Annotated in this window: 23 protein-coding genes; 15 read left to right on the forward strand and 8 right to left on the reverse strand. The window is 63.6% G+C overall.

Annotated features, from left to right (window positions below; translation table 11 throughout):
* Positions 1–60: 60 nt before the first annotated feature.
* From aat to infA, 3 genes are all read left to right on the forward strand, one after another.
* The gene (gene aat, locus NFH98_RS13805) at positions 61–777 is read left to right on the forward strand and encodes a leucyl/phenylalanyl-tRNA--protein transferase (RefSeq protein WP_045992907.1); all 717 of its coding nucleotides are present in this window, start codon (positions 61–63) and stop codon (positions 775–777) included.
* A 98-nt stretch (positions 778–875) separates the two neighbouring features.
* Positions 876–1,622 (forward strand): arginyltransferase, encoded by a 747-nt coding sequence (locus tag NFH98_RS13810; RefSeq protein WP_045992908.1) that lies wholly within the window; start codon positions 876–878, stop codon positions 1,620–1,622.
* 676 nt (positions 1,623–2,298) lie between these two features.
* On the forward strand, positions 2,299–2,517 hold the full coding sequence (infA, locus tag NFH98_RS13815) for a translation initiation factor IF-1 (RefSeq protein ID WP_013332816.1): 219 nt from the start codon (positions 2,299–2,301) through the stop codon (positions 2,515–2,517).
* 380 nt (positions 2,518–2,897) lie between these two features.
* Here the strand turns inward: infA and clpA are convergent, their stop codons facing one another.
* From clpA to icd, 3 genes are all read right to left on the reverse strand, one after another.
* Entirely contained in the window at positions 2,898–5,174 is a 2,277-nt protein-coding gene (gene clpA, locus NFH98_RS13820; protein WP_045992909.1) for an ATP-dependent Clp protease ATP-binding subunit ClpA, read from the reverse strand.
* Between the two features lie 204 nt (positions 5,175–5,378).
* Positions 5,379–5,765 (reverse strand): ATP-dependent Clp protease adapter ClpS, encoded by a 387-nt coding sequence (gene clpS / locus NFH98_RS13825; RefSeq protein WP_083970414.1) that lies wholly within the window; start codon positions 5,763–5,765, stop codon positions 5,379–5,381.
* A 249-nt stretch (positions 5,766–6,014) separates the two neighbouring features.
* Positions 6,015–7,271, reverse strand: coding sequence for an NADP-dependent isocitrate dehydrogenase (gene icd, locus NFH98_RS13830; protein WP_045992911.1), 1,257 nt, complete (start codon positions 7,269–7,271; stop codon positions 6,015–6,017).
* 145 nt (positions 7,272–7,416) lie between these two features.
* Here icd and NFH98_RS13835 point away from each other — a divergent pair, with 145 nt between their 5' ends.
* The 9 genes from NFH98_RS13835 (at position 7,417) to NFH98_RS13875 (ending at position 16,450) form a co-directional block, all read left to right on the forward strand.
* A complete protein-coding gene (locus NFH98_RS13835; protein WP_108133262.1) occupies positions 7,417–8,007 on the forward strand; it encodes a pseudouridine synthase in 591 nt (196 codons plus the stop codon).
* Positions 8,004–8,453, forward strand: a complete 450-nt coding sequence (locus NFH98_RS13840; RefSeq protein WP_045992993.1) for an NUDIX domain-containing protein — start codon at positions 8,004–8,006, stop codon at positions 8,451–8,453. Before NFH98_RS13835 ends, NFH98_RS13840 begins: the two co-directional genes overlap by 4 nt.
* Positions 8,454–8,521: 68 nt before the next feature.
* Complete coding sequence (gene mnmA / locus NFH98_RS13845) at positions 8,522–9,634, forward strand: tRNA 2-thiouridine(34) synthase MnmA (RefSeq protein WP_108133261.1); 1,113 nt, start codon at positions 8,522–8,524, stop codon at positions 9,632–9,634.
* Positions 9,631–10,269, forward strand: coding sequence for a high frequency lysogenization protein HflD (hflD, locus tag NFH98_RS13850; protein ID WP_045992914.1), 639 nt, complete (start codon positions 9,631–9,633; stop codon positions 10,267–10,269). The genes mnmA and hflD overlap by 4 nt, the downstream gene beginning before the upstream one ends.
* Before the next feature lie 40 nt (positions 10,270–10,309).
* The gene (purB, locus tag NFH98_RS13855) at positions 10,310–11,683 is read left to right on the forward strand and encodes an adenylosuccinate lyase (protein WP_108133260.1); all 1,374 of its coding nucleotides are present in this window, start codon (positions 10,310–10,312) and stop codon (positions 11,681–11,683) included.
* 126 nt (positions 11,684–11,809) lie between these two features.
* Positions 11,810–12,997, forward strand: a complete 1,188-nt coding sequence (locus NFH98_RS13860) for a JmjC domain-containing protein (protein ID WP_349622875.1) — start codon at positions 11,810–11,812, stop codon at positions 12,995–12,997.
* Entirely contained in the window at positions 12,990–13,418 is a 429-nt protein-coding gene (locus tag NFH98_RS13865; RefSeq protein ID WP_349622876.1) for a GNAT family N-acetyltransferase, read from the forward strand. Before NFH98_RS13860 ends, NFH98_RS13865 begins: the two co-directional genes overlap by 8 nt.
* A gap of 460 nt (positions 13,419–13,878) precedes the next feature.
* Entirely contained in the window at positions 13,879–15,474 is a 1,596-nt protein-coding gene (locus NFH98_RS13870; RefSeq protein WP_108133257.1) for an isocitrate lyase, read from the forward strand.
* A gap of 505 nt (positions 15,475–15,979) precedes the next feature.
* Positions 15,980–16,450, forward strand: a complete 471-nt coding sequence (locus NFH98_RS13875; RefSeq protein WP_108449068.1) for an outer membrane lipoprotein — start codon at positions 15,980–15,982, stop codon at positions 16,448–16,450.
* Between the two features lie 169 nt (positions 16,451–16,619).
* Here the strand turns inward: NFH98_RS13875 and NFH98_RS13880 are convergent, their stop codons facing one another.
* A complete protein-coding gene (locus NFH98_RS13880) occupies positions 16,620–16,895 on the reverse strand; it encodes a hypothetical protein (RefSeq protein ID WP_349622877.1) in 276 nt (91 codons plus the stop codon).
* Between the two features lie 220 nt (positions 16,896–17,115).
* Between NFH98_RS13880 and NFH98_RS13885 the strand changes: the two genes are divergently transcribed.
* Positions 17,116–17,598, forward strand: coding sequence for an FKBP-type peptidyl-prolyl cis-trans isomerase (locus NFH98_RS13885; RefSeq protein WP_045992921.1), 483 nt, complete (start codon positions 17,116–17,118; stop codon positions 17,596–17,598).
* A 195-nt stretch (positions 17,599–17,793) separates the two neighbouring features.
* Here NFH98_RS13885 and NFH98_RS13890 read toward each other — a convergent pair whose 3' ends face one another.
* Both NFH98_RS13890 and NFH98_RS13895 read right to left on the reverse strand, forming a co-directional pair.
* Positions 17,794–18,438 (reverse strand): CDP-alcohol phosphatidyltransferase family protein, encoded by a 645-nt coding sequence (locus NFH98_RS13890; protein ID WP_108133256.1) that lies wholly within the window; start codon positions 18,436–18,438, stop codon positions 17,794–17,796.
* A 110-nt stretch (positions 18,439–18,548) separates the two neighbouring features.
* Positions 18,549–20,807 carry a dihydrolipoyl dehydrogenase family protein gene (locus NFH98_RS13895; RefSeq protein WP_349622878.1) on the reverse strand — a complete coding sequence of 753 codons (2,259 nt, stop codon included), beginning with the start codon at positions 20,805–20,807 and terminating at the stop codon, positions 18,549–18,551.
* Positions 20,808–21,134: 327 nt separating this feature from the next.
* Here NFH98_RS13895 and msrA point away from each other — a divergent pair, with 327 nt between their 5' ends.
* Positions 21,135–21,776: a peptide-methionine (S)-S-oxide reductase MsrA gene (gene msrA / locus NFH98_RS13900; protein ID WP_213228857.1), complete on the forward strand. Its 642-nt coding sequence runs from the start codon at positions 21,135–21,137 to the stop codon at positions 21,774–21,776.
* Between the two features lie 116 nt (positions 21,777–21,892).
* Here msrA and NFH98_RS13905 read toward each other — a convergent pair whose 3' ends face one another.
* Positions 21,893–23,113: an MFS transporter gene (locus NFH98_RS13905; RefSeq protein ID WP_348828141.1), complete on the reverse strand. Its 1,221-nt coding sequence runs from the start codon at positions 23,111–23,113 to the stop codon at positions 21,893–21,895.
* Positions 23,114–23,201: 88 nt separating this feature from the next.
* Here NFH98_RS13905 and NFH98_RS13910 point away from each other — a divergent pair, with 88 nt between their 5' ends.
* Positions 23,202–24,089 carry a LysR family transcriptional regulator gene (locus NFH98_RS13910; RefSeq protein ID WP_348826825.1) on the forward strand — a complete coding sequence of 296 codons (888 nt, stop codon included), beginning with the start codon at positions 23,202–23,204 and terminating at the stop codon, positions 24,087–24,089.
* Between the two features lie 139 nt (positions 24,090–24,228).
* On the opposite strand, the gene NFH98_RS13915 is transcribed toward NFH98_RS13910, so the two are convergent.
* Complete coding sequence (locus NFH98_RS13915; RefSeq protein WP_231498679.1) at positions 24,229–24,855, reverse strand: C40 family peptidase; 627 nt, start codon at positions 24,853–24,855, stop codon at positions 24,229–24,231.
* Positions 24,856–24,905 lie beyond the last annotated feature (50 nt).

Below are 24,905 nucleotides of genomic sequence, written 5' to 3' on the forward strand. Positions count from 1 at the left end.
CGAAGCGCGGGCTGGGGGCACACTGCCCCATCTTCCACCCGGTATTGCAAAGGGAGCCCCATGCTGCCCTGGCTCAACGAACATCCAGTGACCTTTCCTTCGGTCGATATTGCCCTCGACGACCCGGACGGCCTGCTGGCCGCTGGCGGCGGGCTATCTCCCGAATGGCTGATAGAGGCCTACCGCCGCGGAATCTTCCCCTGGTACAGCGACGACCAGCCGATTCTCTGGTGGAGCCCCGATCCGCGCATGGTGTTGCACCCCGAAGAGCTACGCGTGCGCCGAAGCCTCGCCAAGCGGCTACGCAACGGGGGCTTTCGCGCCACCGCCGACCAGGCGTTCGACGCCGTCATCGACGCCTGTGCTGCACCGCGCAACGATGGTCATGCGTCAGGCACCTGGATCACCGATGAAATGCGTGACGCCTACTGCGACCTGCACCGGGAGGGGGTCGCTCACTCGGTGGAAATCTGGCGTGACGACCGACTGGTCGGCGGGCTCTATGGTGTCGCCCTGGGACCGGTGTTTTTCGGCGAATCGATGTTCAGCCGCGAGGCCGATGCCTCCAAGATCGCCCTGGTGCATCTGGCCCGCGCCATGGCGGCCGGCGGCGGGCGTCTGATCGACTGCCAGATGCACACGCCCCACCTGGCCAGCCTCGGCGCTCGAGGTATCGCTCGATCAGCCTTCATCGGCTATCTTGAGAGGTGGCTGGATGATCTGGACCGAGACAGCCTGACTACGCCGGCATGGTCATTCACCGGCATCGGTGAATGACCTGGTATCAGAAGGCCATGTATGACGACCACCATTGACACGACCCATACCAACGCCTGATCCATCACTCGATGCCATCCGACAGGGAGACGGCAGCCTTGAGCAGCAATACACCGCGTCAACCCGTACGCGACCTGCGGTTCTTTCTTACTGTGCCGCACGCCTGCAGCTATCTGCCGGGCAAGGAAGCGACCACCCTGTTCCTGGATCCCAAGGAATCCCCGGGACAGGGCGTATATGACGCGCTTACGCTACTTGGCTTCCGTCGCAGCGGTCTGCATCTTTACCGCCCTCACTGTGAAGGCTGCCACGCCTGCATCTCCGTGCGAATCCCGGTAGCGGACTTTAGCCCCAATCGCACCCAGCGACGCCTGATGCGGCGCAATGCCGACCTGACCATCGAGGTGGTGCCGGCGCAGTTCGACTCCCGCCACTACGACCTCTACGCCCGCTATATCTGCACGCGCCACCATGACGGCGACATGTTCCCACCGAGTCACGAGCAGTACCGTACCTTCCTGAGCCTCGATCAGCCCTACGCGAGACTGCTGGAGATGCGCCTGGACGGAAAGCTGGTAGCGGTATCGGCCTTCGACGAGCTGCGCCATGGCTTGTCCGCCATCTACACCTTCTTCGACCCGGACCACAGCCTCGAGCGCCGTTCTCTTGGCACCCAGGCTGTGCTGGCTCTGATCCAGATGGCATCCCTGAAGGGACTCCCCCACGTCTATCTGGGCTACTGGATCGAGGAGTGCCGCAAGATGAGCTACAAGAGCAGCTTCTCGCCCCTCGAGCGCCTGGATGGCCGGCTCTGGCGACGACTGGTACCGATCGACAGCGAGTAATCGCCCAACCTGATAGCTCAAGCACGTTCTCTGCTCTCTAGAGAGCGGCAAAATATCGCTCACCTTGCTGATCCTTGAGAGCTAACCTGCCATCTGCCTTTGCCATCTGCCTCCGGGGATACTGGAAAGCGGCAGAATATCGCGCACTTTGAGGGGCTAGCCTGCTATCAATGGCCATCTGCCTTTGCCATCTGCTTCCGAGGATACTGGAAAGCGGCAGAATATCGTGAACTTTGCTTATCCTTGAGAGCTAACCTGCCATCTGCCTTTGCCATCTGCCTCCGGGGATACTGGAAATCGGCAGAATATCGCGCACTTTGAGAGCCGATCAGCCATCTGCCTTTGCCATCTGAGTCCGGGGATACTGGAAAGCGGCAGAATATCGCGCACTTTGAGGGCCGATCAGCCATCTGCCTTTGCCATCTGGCTCCGGGGATACTGGAAAGCAGCAGAATATCGCGCACTTTGAGGGCCGATCAGCCATCTGCCTTTGCCATCTGCTTCCGGGGATACTGGAAAGCGGCAGAATATCGCGCACTTTGAGGGCCGATCAGCCATCTGCCTTTGCCATCTGCTTCTGCATCCGGCAGAATATCGCGCTATCCTGACCACAGTAACGGCAGTGACGCCTCAAGGTCAGGCATCTTTTCGATTTCACCAGCGAGGATTCGCCTATATGGCACGCGAAGACCATATCGAAATGGAAGGCGTGGTCGTCGACACCCTTCCCAACACCATGTTCCGGGTCGAACTGGAAAACGGCCACGTGGTGACCGCCCACATCTCGGGCAAGATGCGCAAGAACTACATCCGCATCCTGACCGGTGACAAGGTCAAGGTCGAGCTGACTCCCTACGACCTGTCCAAGGGTCGCATCGTCTACCGTTCCCGTTGAGAACGGCCGGCGTCAGCGCTTCAGCGCCGACGCTACTTGCCGGTAACGCGCCTTAGCGGCGCGCCCCACCCCACCGGCAAGCGCAGCCCCCTTTTGCAAGACAGCAAGACTCTGGTGCAGCACCAGCCCTGCTTTGCCTGACGCAGCAGGGCGGCACTGCCTCGTCCAAAAGCCGGGCAACGACCCGCTACCGGGGATTCGCACGGCTGTTGCCGTCCAGACCCTGCTGGATACAAACGACGACGCCCCGTCGTTGACGGGGCGTCGCGTAGTTTCACTTCCTGACCAGTCGAAGCAACCAACTTGCTGATAGTCTCAGCAGGCAGGCCCAACAGGCAGGCTTCAGGCTTGGCCACACCCCACAAAGCCTGCCTCGACGCTCAAGGCGCGTCGGCCATCTCCACGTCGGTGGACAGGTGAAGCTCTCCGTCCTCCAGACTGACGTGCACCAGCCCACCGTGCTCGGCCAGATCCCCAAACAGGATCATCTCGGCCAGGGGCTTCTTCAGCTTTTCCTGGATCAGTCGAGCCATGGGGCGGGCGCCCATGTCCGGGTCGTAACCCATGGTCGCCAGCCAATCGCGCGCCTCGTCGTCCACCTCGAGCTGCACCCGCTTCTCGTCGAGCTGGGCCTGCAGTTCCACCAGGAACTTGTCGACCACATTGCGTACGACAGGCTTGGCCAGCGACGCGAACTGGATGATGCCATCCAGACGGTTGCGGAACTCCGGCGTGAAGGTCTTGCGAATCGCCTCCATGGCATCGGTGGAGTGGTCCTGGGTCTGGAAACCGATCGAGCGACGCGTCGCGATCTCGACCCCGGCGTTGGAGGTCATGATCAGAATGACGTGACGGAAATCCGCCTCGCGCCCGTTGTTGTCGGTCAGACGACCGTGGTCCATGACCTGCAGCAGCAGGTTGAAGACCTCGGGGTGCGCCTTCTCGATCTCGTCGAGCAGCAGCACGCAGTGGGGCTGCTTGGTGACCGCCTCGGTCAGCAGACCACCCTGGTCATAGCCGACATAGCCAGGAGGTGCGCCGATCAGCCGCGAAACCGTGTGCCGTTCCATGTACTCGGACATGTCGAAGCGCAGCAGTTCGACCCCCATGATATGGGCCAGCTGACGCGCCACCTCGGTCTTGCCGACGCCGGTGGGGCCGGCGAACAGGAAGCTGCCGACCGGCTTGTCCGGCGACTTGAGCCCGGCGCGGGACAGCTTGATCGCCGCCGCCAGGCTGTCGATGGCCTCATCCTGACCGAACACCAGCATCTTGAGATCGCGATCCAGGTTCTCGAGCAGCTTGCGATCGGAGCTGGATACGCTCTTCGGCGGAATCCGCGCGATGGAAGCGACCACCGCCTCGACCTGATCGACGTCGATGGTGTCCACGCGCATTTCCGGCGGCAACAGGCGCTGGTGGGCACCGGCCTCATCGATGACATCGATGGCCTTGTCCGGCAGGAAGCGGTCGTTGATGTAGCGATCCGCCAGCCGCGCGGCGCTGTCCAGCGCGGCGTCGGTGTACTTGAGCTGGTGGTGCTCCTCGAAGCGTGAACGCAGCCCCTTGAGGATCTTGATGGAGTCCTCGACCGAGGGGGCCATCACATCGACCTTCTGGAAACGACGTGCCAGGGCACGATCCTTCTCGAAGATACCGCGGAATTCCTGGAAGGTGGTGGAGCCGATACAGCGCAGCTCGCCGGAGGACAGCAGCGGCTTGAGCAGGTTCGATGCGTCCATCACTCCACCGGACGCCGCACCGGCGCCGATCACCGTATGGATCTCATCGATGAACAGGATGGCGTTGGGCAGCTTGCGCAGTTCCGCCAGCAGGCTCTTCAAGCGCTTCTCGAAGTCACCACGATACTTGGTACCCGCCAGCAGCGCGCCCATGTCCAGCGAGTACACCACGGCGTCGCCGATCACATCGGGCACGTCTTCCTCGACGATGCGCTTGGCCAGGCCCTCGGCGATGGCGGTCTTGCCGACGCCGGCCTCACCGACCAGCAAGGGGTTGTTCTTGCGCCGCCGTGCCAGAATCTGCACCACCCGCTCGAGCTCGTGATCACGCCCGATCAGGGGGTCGATCTTGCCCATGCGGGCCTGCTCGTTGAGGTTGGTGGCAAAACCGGTCAACGGATTGCCGCCGGCCTCGCTGCCGGCTTCCTCGGCGTCCTCGGCCTCGGGAGCCGCCGAAGACGGGCTCTGGCCGTGGCCGGTGACCTTGGAGATCCCGTGGGCGATGTAGTTGACCGCATCGACCCGTGCCACGTTCTGCTGCTTGAGGAAGTAGACCGCCTGGCTCTCCTGCTCGGAGAAGATCGCAACCAGTACGTTGGCACCGGTCACTTCGCTCTTGCCAGAAGACTGCACGTGGAACACGGCCCGCTGAAGCACTCGCTGGAAGCCCAGCGTCGGCTGGGTCTCGCGCTCGGTCTGGTCTTCCGGAATCAGCGGGGTGGTGGAATTGATGAAATCCTGCAGGTCGGACCGCAGCTTGTCGAGATTGGCCCCACAGGCACGCAGCACATCTGATGCTGAAGCATTATCCAGAAGCGCCAGCAACAAGTGCTCCACGGTCATGAACTCATGGCGCTTGGAACGCGCCACGGTGAAGGCCGTGTTCAGGGTCAGTTCAAGTTCTTTGCTCAGCATGGCAGTCCCCTTCTCGCCGCATAGGGCTTGCATCGGATCTTTTGTGGTCCGGCACCATCAACATCGGGTACAAATGGCGCCGTTGCAAGTTCTTCGTCAACGCAGCAACCGTCTCTCGTTAACGCGGGGCCGGCTTGTGCGGATCTGTGACCACTCGTCGCCGCCAGCGGCAGCACTGTCAGGGCGATCCGATATCGACCCGTCTCAGTCCGCTGCCTCGATATCGCTCAACAGCGGATGCTGGCACTCTCTCGCATACTCGTTGACCTGATGGCTCTTGGTCTCGGCGATGTCATGGGTAAAGACACCGCAGGTTGCCTTTCCGTGGCTGTGGACCGTCAGCATGATCTGCACGGCGGTCTCGCTGTCCAGATGGAAGAAGGTCTGCAGCACCTCCACCACAAACTCCATGGGGGTGAAGTCGTCGTTATGCAAGACAACCTTATACATGGGTGGCCTGGCCACCTCGGGGTCAGCCTCCTGGGTCGCCAGGTCACCGTCATCCTGCTCGCCCGGCTCACTGGGCGGACGGGTCATTCCGGCGAAGGGGGCACGGATCCAGACAGGATCCTCCTCTCTTGCGTTGAACATAGGCCTCACACTGTCAATCGGGTGCCTGCGCCCACCCGCGTCGAGCATTGGACGTCGGCGGCGCGGCAGGGTTCCGTTCCGTCTCCCATTATCGGAAATCCGACGGACGCTTTCACGCAAAAAACGTACAAAGCAAAAAGCCCCCGCCCGAGCGGGCGAGGGCCTTTTCAGAGCGCCGCGATGAACAGCCGGTACGGGCGATAGCGATCACCTGCACCAGACGCTGTCATCGGACGATCGGTACGTCGCTTACATGTTGTCGGCGACGGCCTGACCGAACTCGGAGCACTTGAACAGCGTGGCGTTTTCCATCAGGCGATGGAAGTCGTAGGTGACCTCGCCCTTGCTGATGGCCTTCTCCACGCCCTTGAGCACCAGATCGGCGGCCTCGACCCAACCCATGTGGCGCAGCATCATCTCGGCGGAGAGGATCAGCGAGCCCGGGTTGACCTTGTCCTGGCCGGCGTACTTCGGCGCGGTGCCGTGGGTCGCCTCGAACATGGCGGTGGTGTCGGAGATGTTGGCGCCCGGCGCGATGCCGATGCCGCCCACTTCCGCCGCCAGTGCGTCGGACAGGTAGTCACCGTTCAGGTTCAGGGTGGCGATGACGTCGTATTCGGCCGGACGCAGCAGGATCTGCTGCAGCATGGCGTCGGCGATGACGTCCTTGACCACGATGTCCTTGCCGGTCTTCGGGTTCTTGAAGGTCATCCAGGGGCCGCCATCGAGGAGTTCGGCGCCGAACTCTTCCTTGGCCAGCTCGTAGCCCCAATCCTTGAAGGAGCCTTCGGTGAACTTCATGATGTTGCCCTTGTGCACCAGGGTCAGCGACTCGCGGTCGTTGTCGATGGTGTACTGCAGGGCCTGACGGACCAGACGCTTGGTGCCTTCGATGGAGACCGGCTTGACGCCGATGCCACAGTTCTCGGGGAAGCGGATGTTGGTGACACCCATCTCTTCACGCAGGAACTTGATGACCTTGTCGGCTTCCGCGGTACCGGCCTTCCATTCGATGCCGGCGTAGATATCTTCGGAGTTCTCGCGGAAGATGACCATGTCGACGTCGGCAGGCTTCTTGACCGGGCTCGGCACGCCTTCGAACCAGCGCACCGGGCGCTGACAGACGTACAGGTCCAGCTTCTGGCGCAGCGCCACGTTCAGTGAACGGATGCCGCCACCGACCGGCGTGGTCAGCGGGCCCTTGATGGAAACGATGTAGTCCTTGACCGCTTCCAGGGTCTCTTCCGGCAGCCAGGTGTCCGCGTCATAGACGTGGGTGGCCTTCTCGCCGGCGTAGACTTCCATCCAGTGGATCTTGCGCTCGCCGTTGTAAGCCTTCTGCACAGCGGCGTCGATGGCGATCTTCATCGCCGGGGTCACGTCGACACCGATACCGTCACCCTCGATGAAGGGAATGATCGGATTATTCGGTACGTTCAGGCTGTTGTCGGCGTTGGCGGTGATCTTTTCGCCGCCCTCAGGGACGACAATTTTCTGGAAACCCATTGAGAACTCCCCTGTCAGGTCTATTCAGTGGAGCGCGGAGTATAGCATTACCCCCCGCGCCCGGAGTAGGCTTTGTCGACAATCTTTGGAAAAGGCCTAAACGGCCCGCCGCCACGCCTTCCGAGCCAGATCATCGAGCCCGCCCATGAGTCAACTTTATCTGCTGCACAAGCCCTATCGGGTGCTGTCCCAGTTCACCGATGACCAGGGACGCAATACCCTGGCCTCGCTGATCGACGTGCCGGACATCTATCCGGCCGGCCGCCTCGACTACGATTCCGAAGGCCTGTTGTTGCTCAGTGACGATGGCGAGTTGATTCATCGTATCAGCCACCCGCGCCACAAGCAGCCGAAGACGTATCGAGTGCTCGTCGAGGGACAGCCGGACGATCGGGCCTTGAAGGCGCTCGCCGAAGGGGTCACTCTCAAGGATGGACCCACCCGGCCGGCCAAGGTCCGGCGACTGACGACCAGCGGGCTGCCCGAGCGCACGCCGCCCCTGGACCCGAAGCGCCATCCCGTTACCTGCTGGCTGGAGCTGACCATCAGCGAGGGGCGTAATCGCCAGGTGCGCAGGATGACCGCCCATGTGGGCCACCCGACGCTGAGGCTGGTACGCGTCGCCATCGGCCCCTGGCGGCTCGACGGCCTGGCCCCGGGACAATGGCAGCGCCAGACGCTGCACGCGCCAAAGCGCCCCCGGGGCTCAGCCCCTACAACAAGGAGACGCCGATAATGCGCTGGACCCCCTACGTGACCGTGGCCACGGTGGTCGAACGAGCCGGTCGTTTCCTGCTGGTGGAAGAAGACCGTGGCGGCCCCCATACCCTGTTCAACCAGCCCGCCGGCCACCTGGAACCCGGTGAGCGCATCCGCGACGGCGCCCTGCGCGAGGTCGCCGAAGAGACTGCCTGGCGGGTCGGCATCACCGACTACCTGGGCATGTACGTGTACGAGGCCCCGGACGGCAAGACCTTCCACAGCCACGCCTTCTTCGGCATGGCGCTGGCCCACCTGGGCACCGAACTGGACCGGGATATCATGGCCATCCATTGGCTGACCCTGGAGGACGTCGAGGCGCTGGAGCGCGAGGGCCGCCTGCGCAGCCCACTGGTGATCAAGCGCATCCGCGACGCCCTGGCCGGCAAGACCTTCCCGATGGAGGTGCTGCACGAACGCTGAGGCTTCGGTTGACGGGTGCAATTCGTGTATAATCACCGCCCATTTGCCCCACCACTCCGAGAGTCGTTATGTCAGCGTCCACCGGCAAAGTCATCGTCGGCATGTCCGGCGGCGTCGATTCCTCCGTTTCCGCCCTCCGCCTGATCCAACAGGGCTATCAGGTGGAAGGGCTGTTCATGAAGAACTGGGATGAGGACGACGGCACCGAATACTGCACCGCCATGGAAGACCTGGCGGACGCCGAAGCGGTGTGCAAGAAGCTCGGCATTCCCCTGCACACGGCCAACTTTGCCGCCGAGTACTGGGACAACGTGTTCGAGCACTTCCTCGCCGAGTACAAGGCCGGACGCACACCGAATCCCGATATCCTTTGCAACCGCGAAATCAAGTTCAAGGTGTTCCTCGACTACGCCGAGATGCTCGGCGCCGAGATGATCGCCACCGGTCACTATGTTCGCCGCGGCGAGCGCGACGGCCGCCCGCGACTGCTCAAGGGACTCGACGGCAACAAGGACCAGAGCTACTTCCTGCACGCCGTGCCGGAAGCCGCCATCGCGCGCACCCTGTTCCCGGTGGGCGAGATCGAAAAGCCCGAGGTTCGCGCCATCGCCGAACAGCACGATCTGGTTACCGCAAAGAAGAAGGACTCCACCGGTATCTGCTTCATCGGCGAGCGCCGCTTCAGCGACTTTCTCAAGCAGTACCTGCCGGCCCAGCCGGGGACCATCGAGACACCGGACGGCGACGTCATCGGCGATCACATGGGCCTGATGTACTACACCCTGGGCCAGCGCCAGGGCCTCGGCATCGGCGGTCTCGCCAACTATTCGGAAGACCCCTGGTACGTGGCCGGCAAGGACCTCGAGCGCAACGTGCTGATCGCGGTTCAAGGCAAGCATCACCCTCTGTTGTACACCGACAGCCTGGCCACCGAGGCGATGGATTGGGTCGCCGGTGAGCCGCCTTGCGCCGAGGGGCGCTTCAGCGCCAAGACCCGCTATCGTCAGGACGACGTGCCATGCACGCTGACGACCCGGGCCGATGGCGGCGTCGCGGTACACTTCGACGACCCACAGCGGGCCGTGACACCGGGCCAATCGCTGGTCATCTACGACGGTGACGTCTGCCTCGGCGGCGGCGTCATCCGGTCCACCTGGAACGCCGAGGAGCGAGCGGCATGACCGATTCGGTACCTATCCACCGCGCCCCCGAGTCCCCGGCGGCTCGCCAGGCGATCGCCCTGGCCGGCGTATTTCAGGCCGCCCATCTGGTCGACGAGCTGGCGCGCACCGGCCAGGTCGACAGCCGCGCCTGGGACACCCAGATCACCGCCACCCTGGAAACCAACCCGCCAACCTTCGAATCCATCTATGGCGGGCATCCCAACAATCTGCGCCTGGGGCTCGAGACCCTGGAGGCAGTGCTCGGCCGACGCCAGGCCAACCCGGTGGTGATGCGCTACGGCTTCAGCCTGATGCTGCTGATGAACAAGCTGCGCACCCAGCCCGACATGATGGACGCGCTCGGCACCCACCTGACCCGCATCCAGGGCCAGGCCGAACACTTCGGACCGACCCACGAGAACGTCGTGGCGAGCCTCGGCGAGGCCTACCAGCAGACGCTTTCCACCTTCAAGAACCGAATCGTGGTCCAGGGCGACCCTTCGCTGCTGCAAAGCCGGATGATGCCGGAGCGGGTCCGCGCCTGCCTGCTCTCCGGCATTCGCTTCGGCCTGCTGTGGCACCAGCAGGGCGGACGTCGCTGGAAGCTGATCTTCCAGCGGGGCAGCCTCAAGCGCGCCCTGGACACCCTCTGATCGCTCGATCTTCCTTTCCTACCCGTACCGGAAAACCGCCATGCAACTCTCCGCTCTCACCGCCCTCTCTCCCGTCGACGGTCGCTACGGCAGCAAGGCCGAATCACTGCGCGAACACTTCAGCGAATTTGGGCTGATCCGCGCCCGCGTCATCGTCGAGATCCGCTGGCTGGAGCGCCTGGCCGCGCACCCGCAGATCACCGAGGTGCCGGAGCTGTCGGCCACCGCCACAGCCTTCCTGGATGGCCTGGTCAAGAACTTCAGCGAAGCCGACGCGGCGCGCATCAAGGACATCGAGCGCACCACCAACCACGACGTCAAGGCGGTCGAGTACTGGATCAAGGAAGCCATTGCCGAGAATGCAGAGCTGCATGCCGTCACCGAGTTCGTGCACTTCGCCTGCACCAGCGAGGACATCAACAACCTGTCCTACGGCGTGATGCTGCGCGATGGCCTCGACAGCCTGCTGCCGACCATGCGCCAGGTGGCCGACGAGATCGCCCGTCTGGCCGAAGAGCACGCTGCCGTGCCAATGCTGTCGCGCACCCATGGCCAGACCGCCAGCCCCACCACCCTGGGCAAGGAAATGGCCAACGTGGCCTACCGTCTGCGCCGCCAGCTCAAGCAGATCGAAAGCGCCGAGGTACTGGGCAAGATCAACGGCGCCGTGGGCAACTACAACGCCCACCTGGCCACCTACCCGGACATCGACTGGGAGGCCAACGCTCGCACCTTCGTCGAAGGCCTGGGCCTGACCTTCAATCCCTATACCACCCAGATCGAACCCCACGACTATATCGCCGAGCTGTTCGACGCTGTGTGTCGCTTCAACACCATCCTGATCGACTTCGATCGTGACGTCTGGGGCTACATCTCGCTGGGTTACTTCAAGCAGCGCACCGTGGCCGGCGAGATCGGCTCCTCGACCATGCCGCACAAGGTCAACCCGATCGACTTCGAGAACTCCGAGGGTAATCTGGGCCTGGCCAATGCCATCCTCGCCCACCTGGCCCAGAAGCTGCCGATCTCCCGCTGGCAGCGTGACCTGACCGACTCCACCGTGCTGCGCAACCTGGGCGTCGGTCTGGCCTACGGCCTGATCGCCTACCAGGCCTCGCTGAAAGGCATCGGCAAGCTGGAGGCCAACCCCCAGCGTCTGGCCGAGGACCTGGACGCCAGCTGGGAAGTGCTGGCCGAGCCAATCCAGACGGTGATGCGTCGCTACGGCATCGAGAAGCCCTACGAAAAGTTGAAGGAGCTGACCCGCGGCAAGCGCATCGACCAGGCCGGTTTCGCCGCCTTCATCGATGGCCTGGAACTGCCCGACGAGGTCAAGGCAGAGCTCAAGCAGCTGACCCCCGGCAACTACATCGGCAATGCCGTCGAGCAGGCTCGCGCCCTGCCGCAGCACTGAGCCGGAGCCACTGACAGAACCCCGCTTCACCCCGCCAATCGGTGGGGTGAGGCGTTTCTGGAGCCCTCTCTTCGGGGCCGGGGCCGATACCGAGCCCGCTACTCCCAATCACCATCAGGATTCCTCATGTCAACTGATACCCCCCTCACCCTGCTGGGCGGCCTGACATCGGCAGAGTTCCTGCGCGATGTCTGGCAACAGCAACCGCTGCTGATCCGTGGCGCCTTCCCCGACTTCGACAACCCGCTGACGCCAGACGAACTGGCCGGGCTCGCCTGCGAGGACAATATCGAGGCACGCCTGGTCGAGGAACAGGGCCCCGACGGACCCTGGCAGGTCAGCCACGGCCCCTTCGACGAGGCCACCTTCGCCCGCCTGCCGGAGCGCGACTGGACCCTGCTGGTACAGGCGGTGGATCACTATGTGCCGGAGGTCGCCGCCCTGCTGGAGGACTTCACCTTCCTGCCGCGCTGGCGCCTGGATGACATCATGGTCAGCTACGCGCCTCCGGGGGGCAGTGTCGGCCCGCACCTGGACCAGTACGATGTCTTCCTGCTCCAGGGCAGCGGTCAGCGCCGCTGGCAGCTTGGCGGCAAGGTGGCCGATGACGCACCCATCGTGCGCGGCATCGACCTGCGTATCCTCGAGACCTTCGAGGTCAACACCGAACAGGACTGGGTGCTGGAGCCCGGCGACATGCTCTACCTGCCCCCCGGCTGGGCGCACCATGGGGTCAGTCAGAGCGATGACTGCATGACCTACTCGGTGGGCTTTCGCGCCCCCTCGGCGGACGAGGCGATCACCTCCTTCGCCGACTACCTGGGTGAGCAGCAACCCCCCTCTCGCCGCTACGGCGATGCCGGAATGACCCCGGCCGAGGACCCGGGCGAACTCGATCAGGCGGCGCTGTCACGCATGCGCCAGCTGATCCTCGATACCCTGGACGATCCGGCCCAGATGGCCCAGTGGTTCGGCCGGGTGATGACCCAGCCCAAGTACGTGGACCAGCTCGAACCCAGCGAGACACCGACAGCGCCAGACGAGCTTGTTGCTGCACTACAGGAAGGCGAGGTGCTGGTGGCCGCGCCGGGCTCTCGCTTCGCCTGGCACGCTCTGGCGGACGACCGGGCCACCCTGTTTGCCGACGGCGACGGCATCGACTGCGATCTGGCGCTGGCCCGCGAGATCGCCAACCGCGGCGAGTTCGACGCCTCGCTGCTCGACTACCCCGGCGCCGCCGAGGTGCTGACACGGCTGTTCGACGCCGGCAGCCTTGGCTGGCCGGTCGACGACATGGAGGACGACGATGCCTGAGGTGGTGATCGAACAGGGAAGCTGGGAACAACTTGGCGAAGCGGCCGGTGACATTCGCTATCGCGTCTTCGTCATCGAACAACAGGTGCCGATCGAGGAAGAGTGGGACGGCCTCGATCCTGACTGCCTGCATTTCCTGGCGCGCCAGGACGAGCGTGTACTGGGTACGGCGAGACTGCTGCCCGATGGCCATATCGGTCGCGTGGCGGTGCTTGCCGAAGCCCGTGGACTCGGCGTCGGCGTGGCGCTGATGCGCGCCACCATCGAGGCTGCGCGACAGCGTGCTCACTCGAGCGTCGAGCTCGCCGCCCAGACCCATGCGCTCGGTTTCTACGAAGCCCTGGGCTTCCGCGCCGAGGGAGATATCTTCCTCGACGCCGGCATTCCGCATCGCAATATGACCCTCTCCCTGAACGACTGACCTCTCCGTCAGCTCCTCCGTTCAGGAAACTCAACTACAGGAATGTGCCTCTACGGCGCTTTCCTGTAGTCGGACTACAACGCCTTGTCCCCCCAAGTACCAATGGCGAACCCCCGCCGCTGTGGGCCATAGTCACAACCATGGCGCAGCGGACAGACCTCGATGGCGAGTCAGATCGCTCACTTTGTAGTCGACCTCTACCGTTCCGCCAAGATTCGACCAAGGCCGTAAAGACTTCTCGGCCAAGGTGCAGGAACCTGACTACACTTCGCAGGTGCAGCATGGCATGGCGAGCAGTCGATCCTCTTGCAATGACGCCAACCGCAAGAGCCTGCAAGCCACTGGAGCCAAAGGCCGGTCGAAAGCGACCGCCCCGACACCGCCCCTCACCATGGATGCCAGGCAAGTCGTATCAGAACGTCGAACCAAACAGTCGATTCAACATCAGGACGGCCCGATCATGACCTTTCGTGAAGAACTGAAGACCCTGACCCAGCTTCGTGAAGCCCAGCGCGGCAAGTGGGACAACATCGATCCGGAAAGCGCCGCCCGCATGCGCGTGCAGAACCGTTTCCGCACTGGTCTCGACATCGCTCGCTACACCGCCGCCATCATGCGCGAGGACATGGCCGCCTACGACGCCGACACCGCCAACTACACCCAGTCTCTGGGCTGCTGGCACGGCTTCATCGGTCAGCAGAAGCTGATTTCCATCAAGAAGCACTTTGGCAACACCAAGCGCCGCTACCTCTACCTGTCCGGCTGGATGGTCGCCGCCCTGCGCAGCGAGTTCGGTCCGCTGCCCGACCAGTCCATGCACGAGAAGACCAGCGTGGCATCGCTGATCGAGGAGCTCTACACCTTCCTGCGCCAGGCCGACACCTGGGAGCTCAACCACCTGTTCCGTGCCCGAGAAGAAGCCAAGGAAGCCGGTGACAGCGCCAAGGTCGACGATCTGACCAACCAGATCGACAACCACGAAACGCACATCGTGCCGATCATCGCCGACATCGACGCCGGTTTCGGCAACGCCGAGGCCACCTACCTGCTGGCCAAGAAGATGATCGAGGCCGGTGCCTGCTGTATCCAGCTCGAGAACCAGGTGTCCGACGAGAAGCAGTGCGGCCACCAGGACGGCAAGGTCACCGTGCCCCACGAGGACTTCATCGCCAAGATCAACGCCGTACGTTACGCCTTCCTTGAACTGGGCGTGGATGATGGGGTGATCGTGGCCCGTACCGATTCCCTGGGTGCCGGCCTGACCCAGAAGATCGCGGTCACCAACGAGCCAGGCGACCTGGGCGATCAGTACAACAGCTTCCTCGACGGTGAAGAGATTTCCTCGGCCTCCGATATCGACAACGGCGACGTGGTGATCAAGCAGAACGGCAAGTTGGTAAAGGTCAAGCGTCTCGCCTCCGGCCTCTATCAGTTCAAGCCTGGCACCGGCGAAGACCGGGTGGTGCTGGACTGCATCACCAGCCTGCAGAACGGTGCCGATCTTTTGTGGATCGAGACCGAAAAGCCCCACGTCGGCCAGATCGCCGGCATGGTCAACCGCATCCGCGAGGCGGTGCCCAGCGCCAAGCTGGTCTACAACAACTCGCCGTCGTTCAACTGGACGCTGAACTTCCGCCAGCAGGTGTTCGACGCCTGGGAAGCCGAAGGCAAGGACGTCTCCGCCTACGAGCGTGCCGACCTGATGAACGCACGCTACGACGACACTGAGCTTGGCCAACTGGCCGACGAGTGGACGCGCAACTTCCAGCGTGACGCCGCCCGCGAGGCAGGCATCTTCCACCACCTGATCACCCTGCCGACCTACCACACGGCCGCCCTGTCTACCGACAACCTGGCCAAGGGCTACTTCGGCGACGAGGGCATGCTGGCCTACGTGGCGGGTGTGCAGCGCCGCGAGATCCGCGAGGGTATCGCCACCGTTCGCCACCAGGACATGGCCGGCTCCAATATCGGTGACGACCACAAGGAGTTCTTCCACGGCGACGCGGCGCTCAAGGCCGGCGGCAAGGACAACACCATGAACCAGTTCGGCTAAGGATCGCGGGCCAGCGGCACCCAGTCACTGAGCCCAGACACTGAGCCCTGTGACTGTGAGAAAGGGAGGCCGTCGGCCTCCCTTTTTGCTGTCCGTGACCTTGCCCTGCCAAGCCAGCCTTTCCTTCTTCCCTGGCAAGGGCCTACTCTCGAACTAACACGTCTGGCTCCAGCGAGTCCGACAACTGCAGCCATGCGACTCCCTCCGATGCCCATTGGCCTGGCAGGTCCGGTTCGGCATATGATGAATGTCAGGAAAGCGCTGTCGGCGCGACTCAGTGGCAGTCGCGGGGCGACAAGGGCGACAGGCGGACGGCCACCATGGGACGGACGAGACCCGATCATCGTTGGATCCGGGGAACCATCGCCCTGTCAAAGCCTCCAAACAGGCGTTACACTATTTTCGAACAGCGTTTGCGAACTTTGGTGCGGTACCACTACAAGCGAATGTGACCCGAACCGATGCGTTCAGAATGCGGCGCAGAAGACATTCAAGGAGAATCGCCATGAAAACTTCCATCCTTCCTGTCCTGGCGCTGAGCGTCGTGGTGCTTGCCGGCTGCACCGCCACCAATCAGTACTCGGGCAACGTCTATTCCGGCAACCAGGCTCAGACCGCCCAGAACGTGCAGTTCGGCACCATCACCGCCCTGCGTCGCGTCCAGATCCAGGGTGAAAGCTCCGCCGGCGGCATCCTCGGCACCGGTGGTGGCGCGGTGATCGGTGGCCTGCTCGGCAACCAGGTCGGCGGCGGTTCCGGTCGCACCATCGCCACCGCCGCAGGTGCCATCGGTGGCGCCGTGGCCGGCAACCAGATCGAGAAAGGCGTCAACCGCACCGACGCCTGGGAGATGGAGATTCGCAAGGACAGCGGCCAGACCGTGGTCGTCGTGCAGAAGGCAGACCAGGCCTTCCAGGTGGGGCAGCGTGTTCGCCTGATCGGCAGCGGTTCACGTCAGAGTGTTGCCCCCTACTGAGGGCTTGACGAAGGCGCTCGCGAAAGGGGCTTGTCCTTGTAAGCGACAACAGCACTTCGCTCCGCCGCAAACATCTCTGCGTTACATACAAAGGGCCCTGAGGCGTATCCGCCTCAGGGCCCTTTCGGTGATCACCAGGTGAACGCCAGGTGATTCACGTCACCACCGACTAGTGGACCTTGCCCATCACCCAGCAGCCCAGCTTGCAGCCCACCAGGGCGATGATGCCGATCACCAGCAGTGTCATCAGCATATCGATGGGGAAGACGATGAAGGTGGCCCCCAGCACGGCAAGGGCGGGGCACCAGATCCACTGGTCATCGTCACTGCGCAGTACCGCCGGCAGCAGGCTGCCCAGGGCACAGCTCAGGCCCTTGTCCCAGGCCTTGCTCATCACCGCCAGCAGTACCGCAAAGGCCAGCACCCAGATCACAAATAGCGTCATGTTCAGCTCCGCAAGAAAAGCGTGAAAGGCAGAATCGAAAAATCTCACAAGAGGGTATCCCCACCACCGATACTGCGCAACAACCCGAAGGTGGCAGAGGGCGCGCGTGAATACCGTTCAGGATATGACCACACAAGGTGAAAAATGTCCCACGCCCCTGACAGCCCCAGCACCCACGCGTTACCATGCGTCCTCACACGCACTCACCAAAGGTTCATCAATGCAAATTGCGCAAAATTCCGTTGTCGCGTTCCACTACACCCTGACCAATGATGCAGGTGAAGTGCTGGACAGCTCGGAAGGCCGCGAGCCGCTGACCTACCTCCACGGCGCCGGCAACATCATTCCGGGTCTGGAAAAGGAACTCGAAGGCAAGGCCGCCGGCGACAAGGTCAACGCCAAGGTTGCCCCCGCCGAAGGTTACGGCGAAGTACAGGAGCAGCTCGTCCAGGAAGTGCCGCGTGACGCCTTCCAGGGTGTCGAGAGCATCGAGCCGGGCATGCAGTTCCAGGCGCAGACCCAGGGCGGTCCGCTGATGGTCACCGTGACCCAGGTCGAAGGCGACACCGTCACCGTCGACGGCAACCACCCGCTGGCCGGCCAGAACCTGAACTTCGACGTCGAGATCGCCGAAGTCCGTGAAGCCAGCCAGGAAGAAATCGAGCACGGCCACGTGCACGGCGAAGGCGGCCACGAGCACTGATCAGCGCTACGCTCGTCGGAAGCACCACGAGCATGCATGATCAAGTGCCGGCAAGATCAGGTGCCAGCAGGATCAAGCGCCAGCAGGATCAACAGCCGGCATGGTCAAGAGAAAGGGCAGCCCAGGCTGCCCTTTCGCGTGTCTGAGTATCACGTCTGATGAAAGGCCCCTCGCCTCGCGAGCCACGACCGGGGATCAGCTTCTGTCCTCGACGCCAGCGCCTCGCTCGATTGCCCTGAGGGTATGATAGCCGCCCCATAGCCGAGTGGCGGTGGTCAGCAGACAGGCCGCGGCGAACAGCCCTGCCAGCACAGGAAAGTGCGCCGGCCACAGACAAAAGGCCACCAGCGCCAGCACGGTCTCGGTACCTTCGGTCAGGCCGTGCAGATAGTAGAAGGCCTTGCGCTGGAAGCGTGGGCGCTCGAGATCATGGCGCGCCGCCATGATGGCGAAGGCCAGAAAGGACGTCCCGGTGCCGATAAAGGCAAACAGCAGCAGCGCTGCCGGCAAGGCGTTGCGCTCGCTGTCGGCCAGGGCAAAGCCGAGCACCACCGCGGCGTAGAAGACGAAGTCCAGCCCGATATCGAGAAATCCCCCGGCATCGCTGGGCGTACCCCGACGGCGCGCCAGCGCCCCGTCCAGGCCATCGGCGAGTCGATTGAGGAGGATCGCCGCCAGTGCCCATCCATAGGCCTGAACGGCCAGCAGCGGCAGTGCCAGCAAGCCGATAAGAAATCCCGCCAGAGTCACCTGATCAGGCGTCACCTTGCAGCGCTCCAGCATCTTGACCAGAGGCGCCAGGGGCGCCTGGGTTCTGGGCATGGTCCAGCGATCCAGCATAAAAGTCTCGTCAGCAGTAAAACGTCGGTTCGGTAGAAGGAAAGCACAAGCGGCGGGCCAGGGCCCACCGCTTGTGTCTTCAGGTCCAGGCTACTACCTGGGCGGTTCGCTCAGTCGTTGGACTGGGCAGAGGACAGCGACGATGCTTCGTGTCGCTCGGGGCTCGCACCGGCTCTGTCTCCCGTCACCGGCTGGCTTGAGGAATCGGCGTCGCCTCCCCCGCCTCGCCGCCAATTGAAGTAACGCTCCAGATACCCCAGGACCCGCTCGGGCTTGTTCGCGTTCTTCCACACCCCGGCGGCGGCCTTTACGGCTTCCGAATGGGTCGGGTACGGGTGGATGGTCCCCAACAGCTTGTTCAGTCCGATACCGCGGGTCATTGCCAGGGTGAACTCCGCCAGCATCTCGCCAGCGCCAGCACCGACAATGGTGGCACCGAGAATGCGATCCTTGCCTGGTACGGTCAGCACCTTGACGAATCCGGTGGTATCGCCCTCGGCGATGGCCCGGTCGAGCTCGGACAAGGAATAGCGGGTGACCTCGAAGGGCACCTTTTGCTCCTTGGCTTCGCGCTCGTTGAGCCCCACGCGCGCCACCTCCGGGTCACAGAAGGTGACCGCCGGCAGCGCCCGATAGCTCACATTGAAGCGCTTGAACTCGCCAAACAAGGCATTGACGGTGGCGTGCCAGGCCTGGTGGGCGCTGGCATGGGTCAGCTGGAAGGGCCCGACCACATCGCCACAGGCCCAGACATTGGGCAACACTGACTGCAGCCCGCCATCCACGTCCAGGGTGCCGTTGTCGCGAGTGCCCACGCCCAGTTCTTCAAGCCCGAGTCCCTCGACGTTGGCCTGTCGACCCACCGCCACCAGCAACTGATCGAACTCCAGTTGCTCGATACGTGTCTCGCCTGCCTCGTTGACCTCGATCTCGAGTCGATGAAGATCACCGTCACCGGCCACCACCTTGAGCGCCCGGGTCGACAGGCACAGCGTCACGCCGCTGGCCTCGAGCCCCTGAGCCGCCTCCCTGGCGACGTCCTCGTCTTCGCGTGGCAAGAGTTGCGGGCCCATCTCCACCAGGGTGACCTGGCTACCCAGCCGGGCGAAGCTCTGGCCCAGTTCACTGCCGATCGGACCACCACCAAGCACCACCAGGCGCTTCGGCAATGCCTTTAGCTCCCACAGGTTGTCGGAGGTCAGCACCTCGATATCCTTGATCCCCGGCAACGGCGGGACTCTGGGGCGGGCACCGCTGGCGATGATCACGTGGCGGGTGGACAGCACCTGATCGCCAACCTGCACCCGCCAGGGATCGAGCAGCCTGGCTTCTCCTTCGACCACATCGACGCCCAGGCCCCGATAACGTTCCGGACTATCATGGGGCTCGACCTCGGCGATGGCGCCATGGACGTGGCCCATCACAGCGGCGAAGTCGACGCTTGGCTCACCGGCGCTGACACCATAGGACGGCGCCCGACGAATGTCCTCGGCGGCGCGAGCGGCGCGAATCAATGCCTTGGACGGCACACAGCCGGTATTGAGGCAGTCGCCGCCCATGCGGTGGCGCTCCACCAGGGTCACCTTGGCCTTCACCGCCGCGGCGATATAACTGGCGACCAGGCCCGCCGAGCCCGCACCGATCACGACGATATCCCGGTCAAAACGCGACGGGCGCTGGTATTCGGCGGCGAGCCGGCGACGCTTGAGCACCGCCACCACCGCCTTGGCGATCCAGGGAAACAAGCCGATCAACACAAAGGACAGGATCAGCCCTGGCGACAGGATGCCCGCCAGCGACTCGAGTTCACCCAGTTCCCGGCCAGCATTCACGAACACCATGGTACCCGGCAGCATGCCGAGCTGGCTGACCCAATAGAAGGTGGACAGACGCATGCGGGTCAGGCCGACCACCAGGTTGATCACGAAGAAGGGGAAGATCGGAATCAGCCGCAGCGTGAACAGGTAGAAGGCGCCTTCGCGCTCGATGCCGCCGTTGATTCGCGCCAGCTGGCGCGAAAAACGCGTCTCCAGCGTCTCACGCAGCAGGGTCCGGGCGATCACCGCAGCCAGGGTCGCGCCCAGCGAACTGGCGAAGGACACCAGCACCAGACCGATCCAGAAGCCGAACAAGGCCCCCGCCAGCAGCGTCAGCAACCCCGCCCCAGGCAGCGACAGCGCCGCCATCAGGATATAGACCGCGAAGAAGCCACCGGCCACGGTCCAGGGGTCCTCGTGGAACCACTGTTGAAATTGCGCCTGCTGGGCCTTGATCGCGTCCAGCGTAAAGGCCTCGTTGGCGCCGGTGACAAAGAACGCCACCACGGCGACGGCAATCAGTGCCAGCAAGATCCATTTGTTACGGGTCACCCGCGTCTCCTTCTAGGTCAACTGGTGTCGATGATCGGGTCGATGATCGATAGGTAGCCGTGGCCAGCAGCAGCGCCCGTTGTCCTGCGTCCGTCTTGCGACGAGACGATGACCTTACCAGGAGCTGTGCGGCCGGCTATCGGGATGCAATCGAGAGTAGCAGTCTGCCTGAGTCGCGCACAGGCGACCGAGCCTTACGACCGAAAATGCAAAAAATCATCCCCTTATCGACAGCGCATGTAAGGATGCGCCTGCCACAATGACTGAACCAACCGGGAACTGCCCTACTCGAACCTTACAATGACGCCATCCTGACGGAGCCTACGAATGCGATATCCCTTCAATCAGCGTACCTTCCTGCTGGCCGGCCTGCTGACTGGTGCCGTGCTTTCCACGACCCCCGCCCTCGCCGCCGAAGAAAAGGCCATCTTCGCCGGAGGCTGCTTCTGGTGTGTCGAGGACGCCTTCGACAAGATCGATGGCGTCGAGGCGACCGTCTCTGGCTATGCGGCGGGCAACACCGACAATCCCACCTACGAAACCGTCAGCGCGGGGGGCACCGGACACGCCGAAGTGGTGGAAGTCACCTTCGACAGCGACACGGTGAGCTACCAGGATCTGCTCTACGTCTTCTGGCGCAATATCGATCCCTTCGTCGCCAACCGTCAGTTCTGCGATGAAGGTGATTCCTATCGCTCCGCCCTGCTGCCACTCAACGATGAACAGCGCGAACTGGCCGAGGCCAGCAAGGCGGACATCGCCGAGCGCTTCGACCAGCCGATCGAGACCACCATCGAAGATCCCGGCACCTTCTATCCGGCCGAGGACTATCACCAGAACTACTACCAGAAGAACAAGGTGCGCTACACCTTCTACAAGAACGCCTGCGGCCGTCCTGATCGACTCGAGGAAATCTGGGGAGACGAAGCCATGCCCCACGACGTGCCTGCCTCGTCCGCAGCATCCTGACGGCGCGGCGCTGACAGCAACGTCATGACACACCGATCGACCCTGGTGCGAGCCAAGGTCGATCGGTCTCTGCAACGCATCTGCAACCTATCAGCAACAGCGTCGCTGTAGCGTACTCATACGTGTTCGAGTCGACGCTCGACGACGCGCTGGTGTTGTGCACGCTGCAGCCGCTTTCCTAGCCGCCAGGACAGCCAGCCCGTGGTCGCCAGCACCAGCCAGCTGGCCGCCACCACCCCAGGCCAGCCCCGCCACAGCCAGAACGGCTCGAGCCACAGCGGCCCGAGACTCGCCCCCAGGTAGTAGAACACCAGATAGAGCGCCGATGCGCCGCCTCGTCCTTCGCGGGCCTGGCGACCGACCCAGCCCGAAGCGGTGGCGTGGCACAGAAAGAAGCCGAAGGCGCTGAGGGTCAAGGCGGCAATGATGACGGCGAGCATCGGTATCAGGGACACACCCAGCGCCAGCATCATGATGACAACGCCCACCCCCATGGTGGCGGGCGCTCCCGCTCTGGCGACGACCCTGGCAGATAACGTCGAGCCCAGAGTACCGCCCAGGTAGGTCAGAAACAGCAGGCCCAGCCAGCGGGGCCCGAGAGCAAAGGGTGCCTCGGCCAGACGAAAGGTCATGTAGCTGTACTGGTTGATGAACACCAGGAAGTTGAGACCACCGATCAGATAGGCCGACAGCAGCCATGGGTTGGCCAGGTGGCCACGCATCTGGCGGCAGGCGTGCCCCACTCGAAAGGGTTGAGGGGCAAAGGAGCTGGCCGCCGGCAGCAGCCACCAGAACACCGCCACGCCTACCAGGGTCAAACCGCCAACCGCCACGAAGCTCGCCTGGACGCCATACCATTCACCGATGACGCCTCCCAGCACGCGACCACCGATACCGCCCAGGGTATTGGCCGCGATATAGAGCCCCACGGCTCGACTCATCGCCTCCGGCGAGAACTCGTCGCCCATCCAGGCGATCGCCACCGCCGGCAGCCCTCCCAGGGCGACCCCCTGCAGCACGCGCGCGACCAGCAGCCAGTCGAGCCCAGGCGCAAATGCCGCCAACAGTGTCGCGAGAGCTGCCACCGACAGGCTCGCACGCATGATACCGCCCCGCCCGATGGCGTCGGACAAGGGCCCGTAGACCAGCAACGAGAGCGCCAGGGTAAGGGTGGCAAGCGACATCACCAGGCCCACCTTCAGGGTCGAAGCCTCATGGATATCGCGCAGCAGCGGCAGCAATGGCTGGGGGGCGTAGAGGTTGATGAACACCAGCATCGAGCCCAGACACAGGGCGAGGGTCGCCCTGCGCCAGGCAGGGGTATTGGCGTGAATCATGGCGGTCTCCGGTTGGCCTCGTCCATCTTCCATGCTTCACTACCATCACACCAACAGAAGAAAATGATGCTATCCATCACATTCCCTTATGTCGCTACCCTTTGACCTGCGCTCGCTGTCGCTGTTTGTCGCGGTGGTGGACCACGGCGGCTTCAGCGCCGCCGCCCGCGCCCGTCACATCGCCCAGTCCGCCGTCAGCCAGACCATCGCGGGCCTCGAGCGACGCCTCGACACTCGTCTGTTCGAGCGCCATGATCGGCGTGTTCGACTGACACCAGAAGGTGAGGTGCTGCTGGAACATGCCCGACGGCTGCTCGCCGACGCCAGTGCCACCGAACTGGCGCTGAAGGAACTCAACGGCCTGGTAAAGGGCGAAGTGCGCATCGGCATCCCCTCGATGCTGGGTTCCTACTATCTGCCGCCGCTGCTGATGGGCTTTGCCGCACGCCACCCTGGCATACGCATGACGGTGATCGAGGCGGGCGCCCGCCGACTGCAGGCAATGATCAAGGCACGCGAGCTGGACCTGGGAATCGTGGTCGAGGATGGCAGTGCCTGCGAACTGGAAACCGAGGCCCTGCTGCGCGCGGAGATGGTGGTATGCACGCCCCGGGACCACCCCTTCACGGCACGCCACAGCGTGACCCCGGAAGCCTTTCTGAGCGAGCCGCTGGTGCTGTTTCAGGACGGCTATTTTCACCGCGAGTTTGTCGACGCCATGGCCCGACGGCTGGATATCCAGCCCCGCCTGACGTTCCAGTCGAATCTGATCCCGCTGACCAAGGCCATCGTCCGCCAGGGCTTTGGCATCACCACCTTTCTGCGCCGGGTGATCGAGGAAGATGACCTGTCGGCGGTGCCCTTTGACCCCGCCGCCTGGCTGACCCTGTCGCTGGCCTGGCAGCCCCAGGGCTACCTGTCACGCGCCGAGCGCGCCTTTATCGACTACGCCCTGTCGCAACGCGACTCGTTGTAGCCCTGGAGGCGCCGAAGGCTCGCCAAGGACTGGCCGAGGCCTCGCCAGCCAAGCACCAATGCTACCCAACGCAAACGGGGCGAGCCCAGTGAAAGGCTCGCCCCGTTGTTGTGGCGACGTCGATGGCGCCGAGGACGCTTCAGCCGCCCATGCCCGCCGGGCTGTAGGCGAACTGGCGCATGCTCAACCGGGTGGGTTCCAGCGGTCGACGCGCCTGCCAGTAGTAGCGGCGCCAGTAGCTGTTATCCAGCTTGGAGATCATCACACCGCGCGACGATGAGGCGTGCAGAAAGCGCCCCTGGCCGACGTAGATGCCGACGTGGCGGTTGCCCGGAGGACGAAAGAACACCAGATCGCCGGGAGACAGCTGATCACGCGTGATCGGTTCGCCGGTATGCACCTGGCTGCCGGTGGTGCGCGGCAGCTGCACCTGGAAGGCATCGCTGAAGATGTTCTGCACCAGCGCCGAGCAGTCGATGCCGCTCATGCCGGTGCCGCCGAAACGATAGGGCGTACCCGCCCAGCGATCGTGCTCCGCCATCAGCGCCTCGCGGATGGCAGCGGCGGGATCTTCAAGGAAGCTTCCCCCTGCCGCTGGGTCCTCCAGCGGGGACATGCGCGAGGCGGCGCGTTCGGCCAGGCTCGGCATATCACGGGAAAAGTAGTCGTTATCGGCAGTATTCTGGTAGTTCGATGCCGCACAGCCTGACAGCAGGCCAAGCAACACCATCGCCGCTGTCACGCGGCTTGTCTGGGCGACGCTCATGCGACACACACCTCATTCCCTGAACCGGCTGGCTGACGGCCTGCCGGCGC

Origin of the sequence: Halomonas sp. H33-56 (assembly GCF_040147035.1) — a bacterium.
Taxonomy (GTDB): Bacteria; Pseudomonadota; Gammaproteobacteria; order Pseudomonadales; family Halomonadaceae; genus Halomonas; species Halomonas litopenaei.

What these genes read in the sequence shown, in the direction of transcription:
- aat (WP_045992907.1), top strand. Translation starts at nt 61, where the DNA reads ATGCTGCCCTGGCTCAACGAACATCCAGTGACCTTTCCTTCGGTCGAT.
- infA (WP_013332816.1), top strand. Translation starts at nt 2,299, where the DNA reads ATGGCACGCGAAGACCATATCGAAATGGAAGGCGTGGTCGTCGACACC.
- clpA (WP_045992909.1), bottom strand. Translation starts at nt 5,174, where the DNA reads ATGCTGAGCAAAGAACTTGAACTGACCCTGAACACGGCCTTCACCGTG.
- clpS (WP_083970414.1), bottom strand. Translation starts at nt 5,765, where the DNA reads ATGTTCAACGCAAGAGAGGAGGATCCTGTCTGGATCCGTGCCCCCTTC.
- icd (WP_045992911.1), bottom strand. Translation starts at nt 7,271, where the DNA reads ATGGGTTTCCAGAAAATTGTCGTCCCTGAGGGCGGCGAAAAGATCACC.
- NFH98_RS13835 (WP_108133262.1), top strand. Translation starts at nt 7,417, where the DNA reads ATGAGTCAACTTTATCTGCTGCACAAGCCCTATCGGGTGCTGTCCCAG.
- mnmA (WP_108133261.1), top strand. Translation starts at nt 8,522, where the DNA reads ATGTCAGCGTCCACCGGCAAAGTCATCGTCGGCATGTCCGGCGGCGTC.
- hflD (WP_045992914.1), top strand. Translation starts at nt 9,631, where the DNA reads ATGACCGATTCGGTACCTATCCACCGCGCCCCCGAGTCCCCGGCGGCT.
- purB (WP_108133260.1), top strand. Translation starts at nt 10,310, where the DNA reads ATGCAACTCTCCGCTCTCACCGCCCTCTCTCCCGTCGACGGTCGCTAC.
- NFH98_RS13860 (WP_349622875.1), top strand. Translation starts at nt 11,810, where the DNA reads ATGTCAACTGATACCCCCCTCACCCTGCTGGGCGGCCTGACATCGGCA.
- NFH98_RS13865 (WP_349622876.1), top strand. Translation starts at nt 12,990, where the DNA reads ATGCCTGAGGTGGTGATCGAACAGGGAAGCTGGGAACAACTTGGCGAA.
- NFH98_RS13870 (WP_108133257.1), top strand. Translation starts at nt 13,879, where the DNA reads ATGACCTTTCGTGAAGAACTGAAGACCCTGACCCAGCTTCGTGAAGCC.
- NFH98_RS13875 (WP_108449068.1), top strand. Translation starts at nt 15,980, where the DNA reads ATGAAAACTTCCATCCTTCCTGTCCTGGCGCTGAGCGTCGTGGTGCTT.
- NFH98_RS13880 (WP_349622877.1), bottom strand. Translation starts at nt 16,895, where the DNA reads ATGACGCTATTTGTGATCTGGGTGCTGGCCTTTGCGGTACTGCTGGCG.
- NFH98_RS13885 (WP_045992921.1), top strand. Translation starts at nt 17,116, where the DNA reads ATGCAAATTGCGCAAAATTCCGTTGTCGCGTTCCACTACACCCTGACC.
- NFH98_RS13890 (WP_108133256.1), bottom strand. Translation starts at nt 18,438, where the DNA reads ATGCTGGATCGCTGGACCATGCCCAGAACCCAGGCGCCCCTGGCGCCT.
- msrA (WP_213228857.1), top strand. Translation starts at nt 21,135, where the DNA reads ATGCGATATCCCTTCAATCAGCGTACCTTCCTGCTGGCCGGCCTGCTG.
- NFH98_RS13905 (WP_348828141.1), bottom strand. Translation starts at nt 23,113, where the DNA reads ATGATTCACGCCAATACCCCTGCCTGGCGCAGGGCGACCCTCGCCCTG.
- NFH98_RS13910 (WP_348826825.1), top strand. Translation starts at nt 23,202, where the DNA reads ATGTCGCTACCCTTTGACCTGCGCTCGCTGTCGCTGTTTGTCGCGGTG.
- NFH98_RS13915 (WP_231498679.1), bottom strand. Translation starts at nt 24,855, where the DNA reads ATGAGCGTCGCCCAGACAAGCCGCGTGACAGCGGCGATGGTGTTGCTT.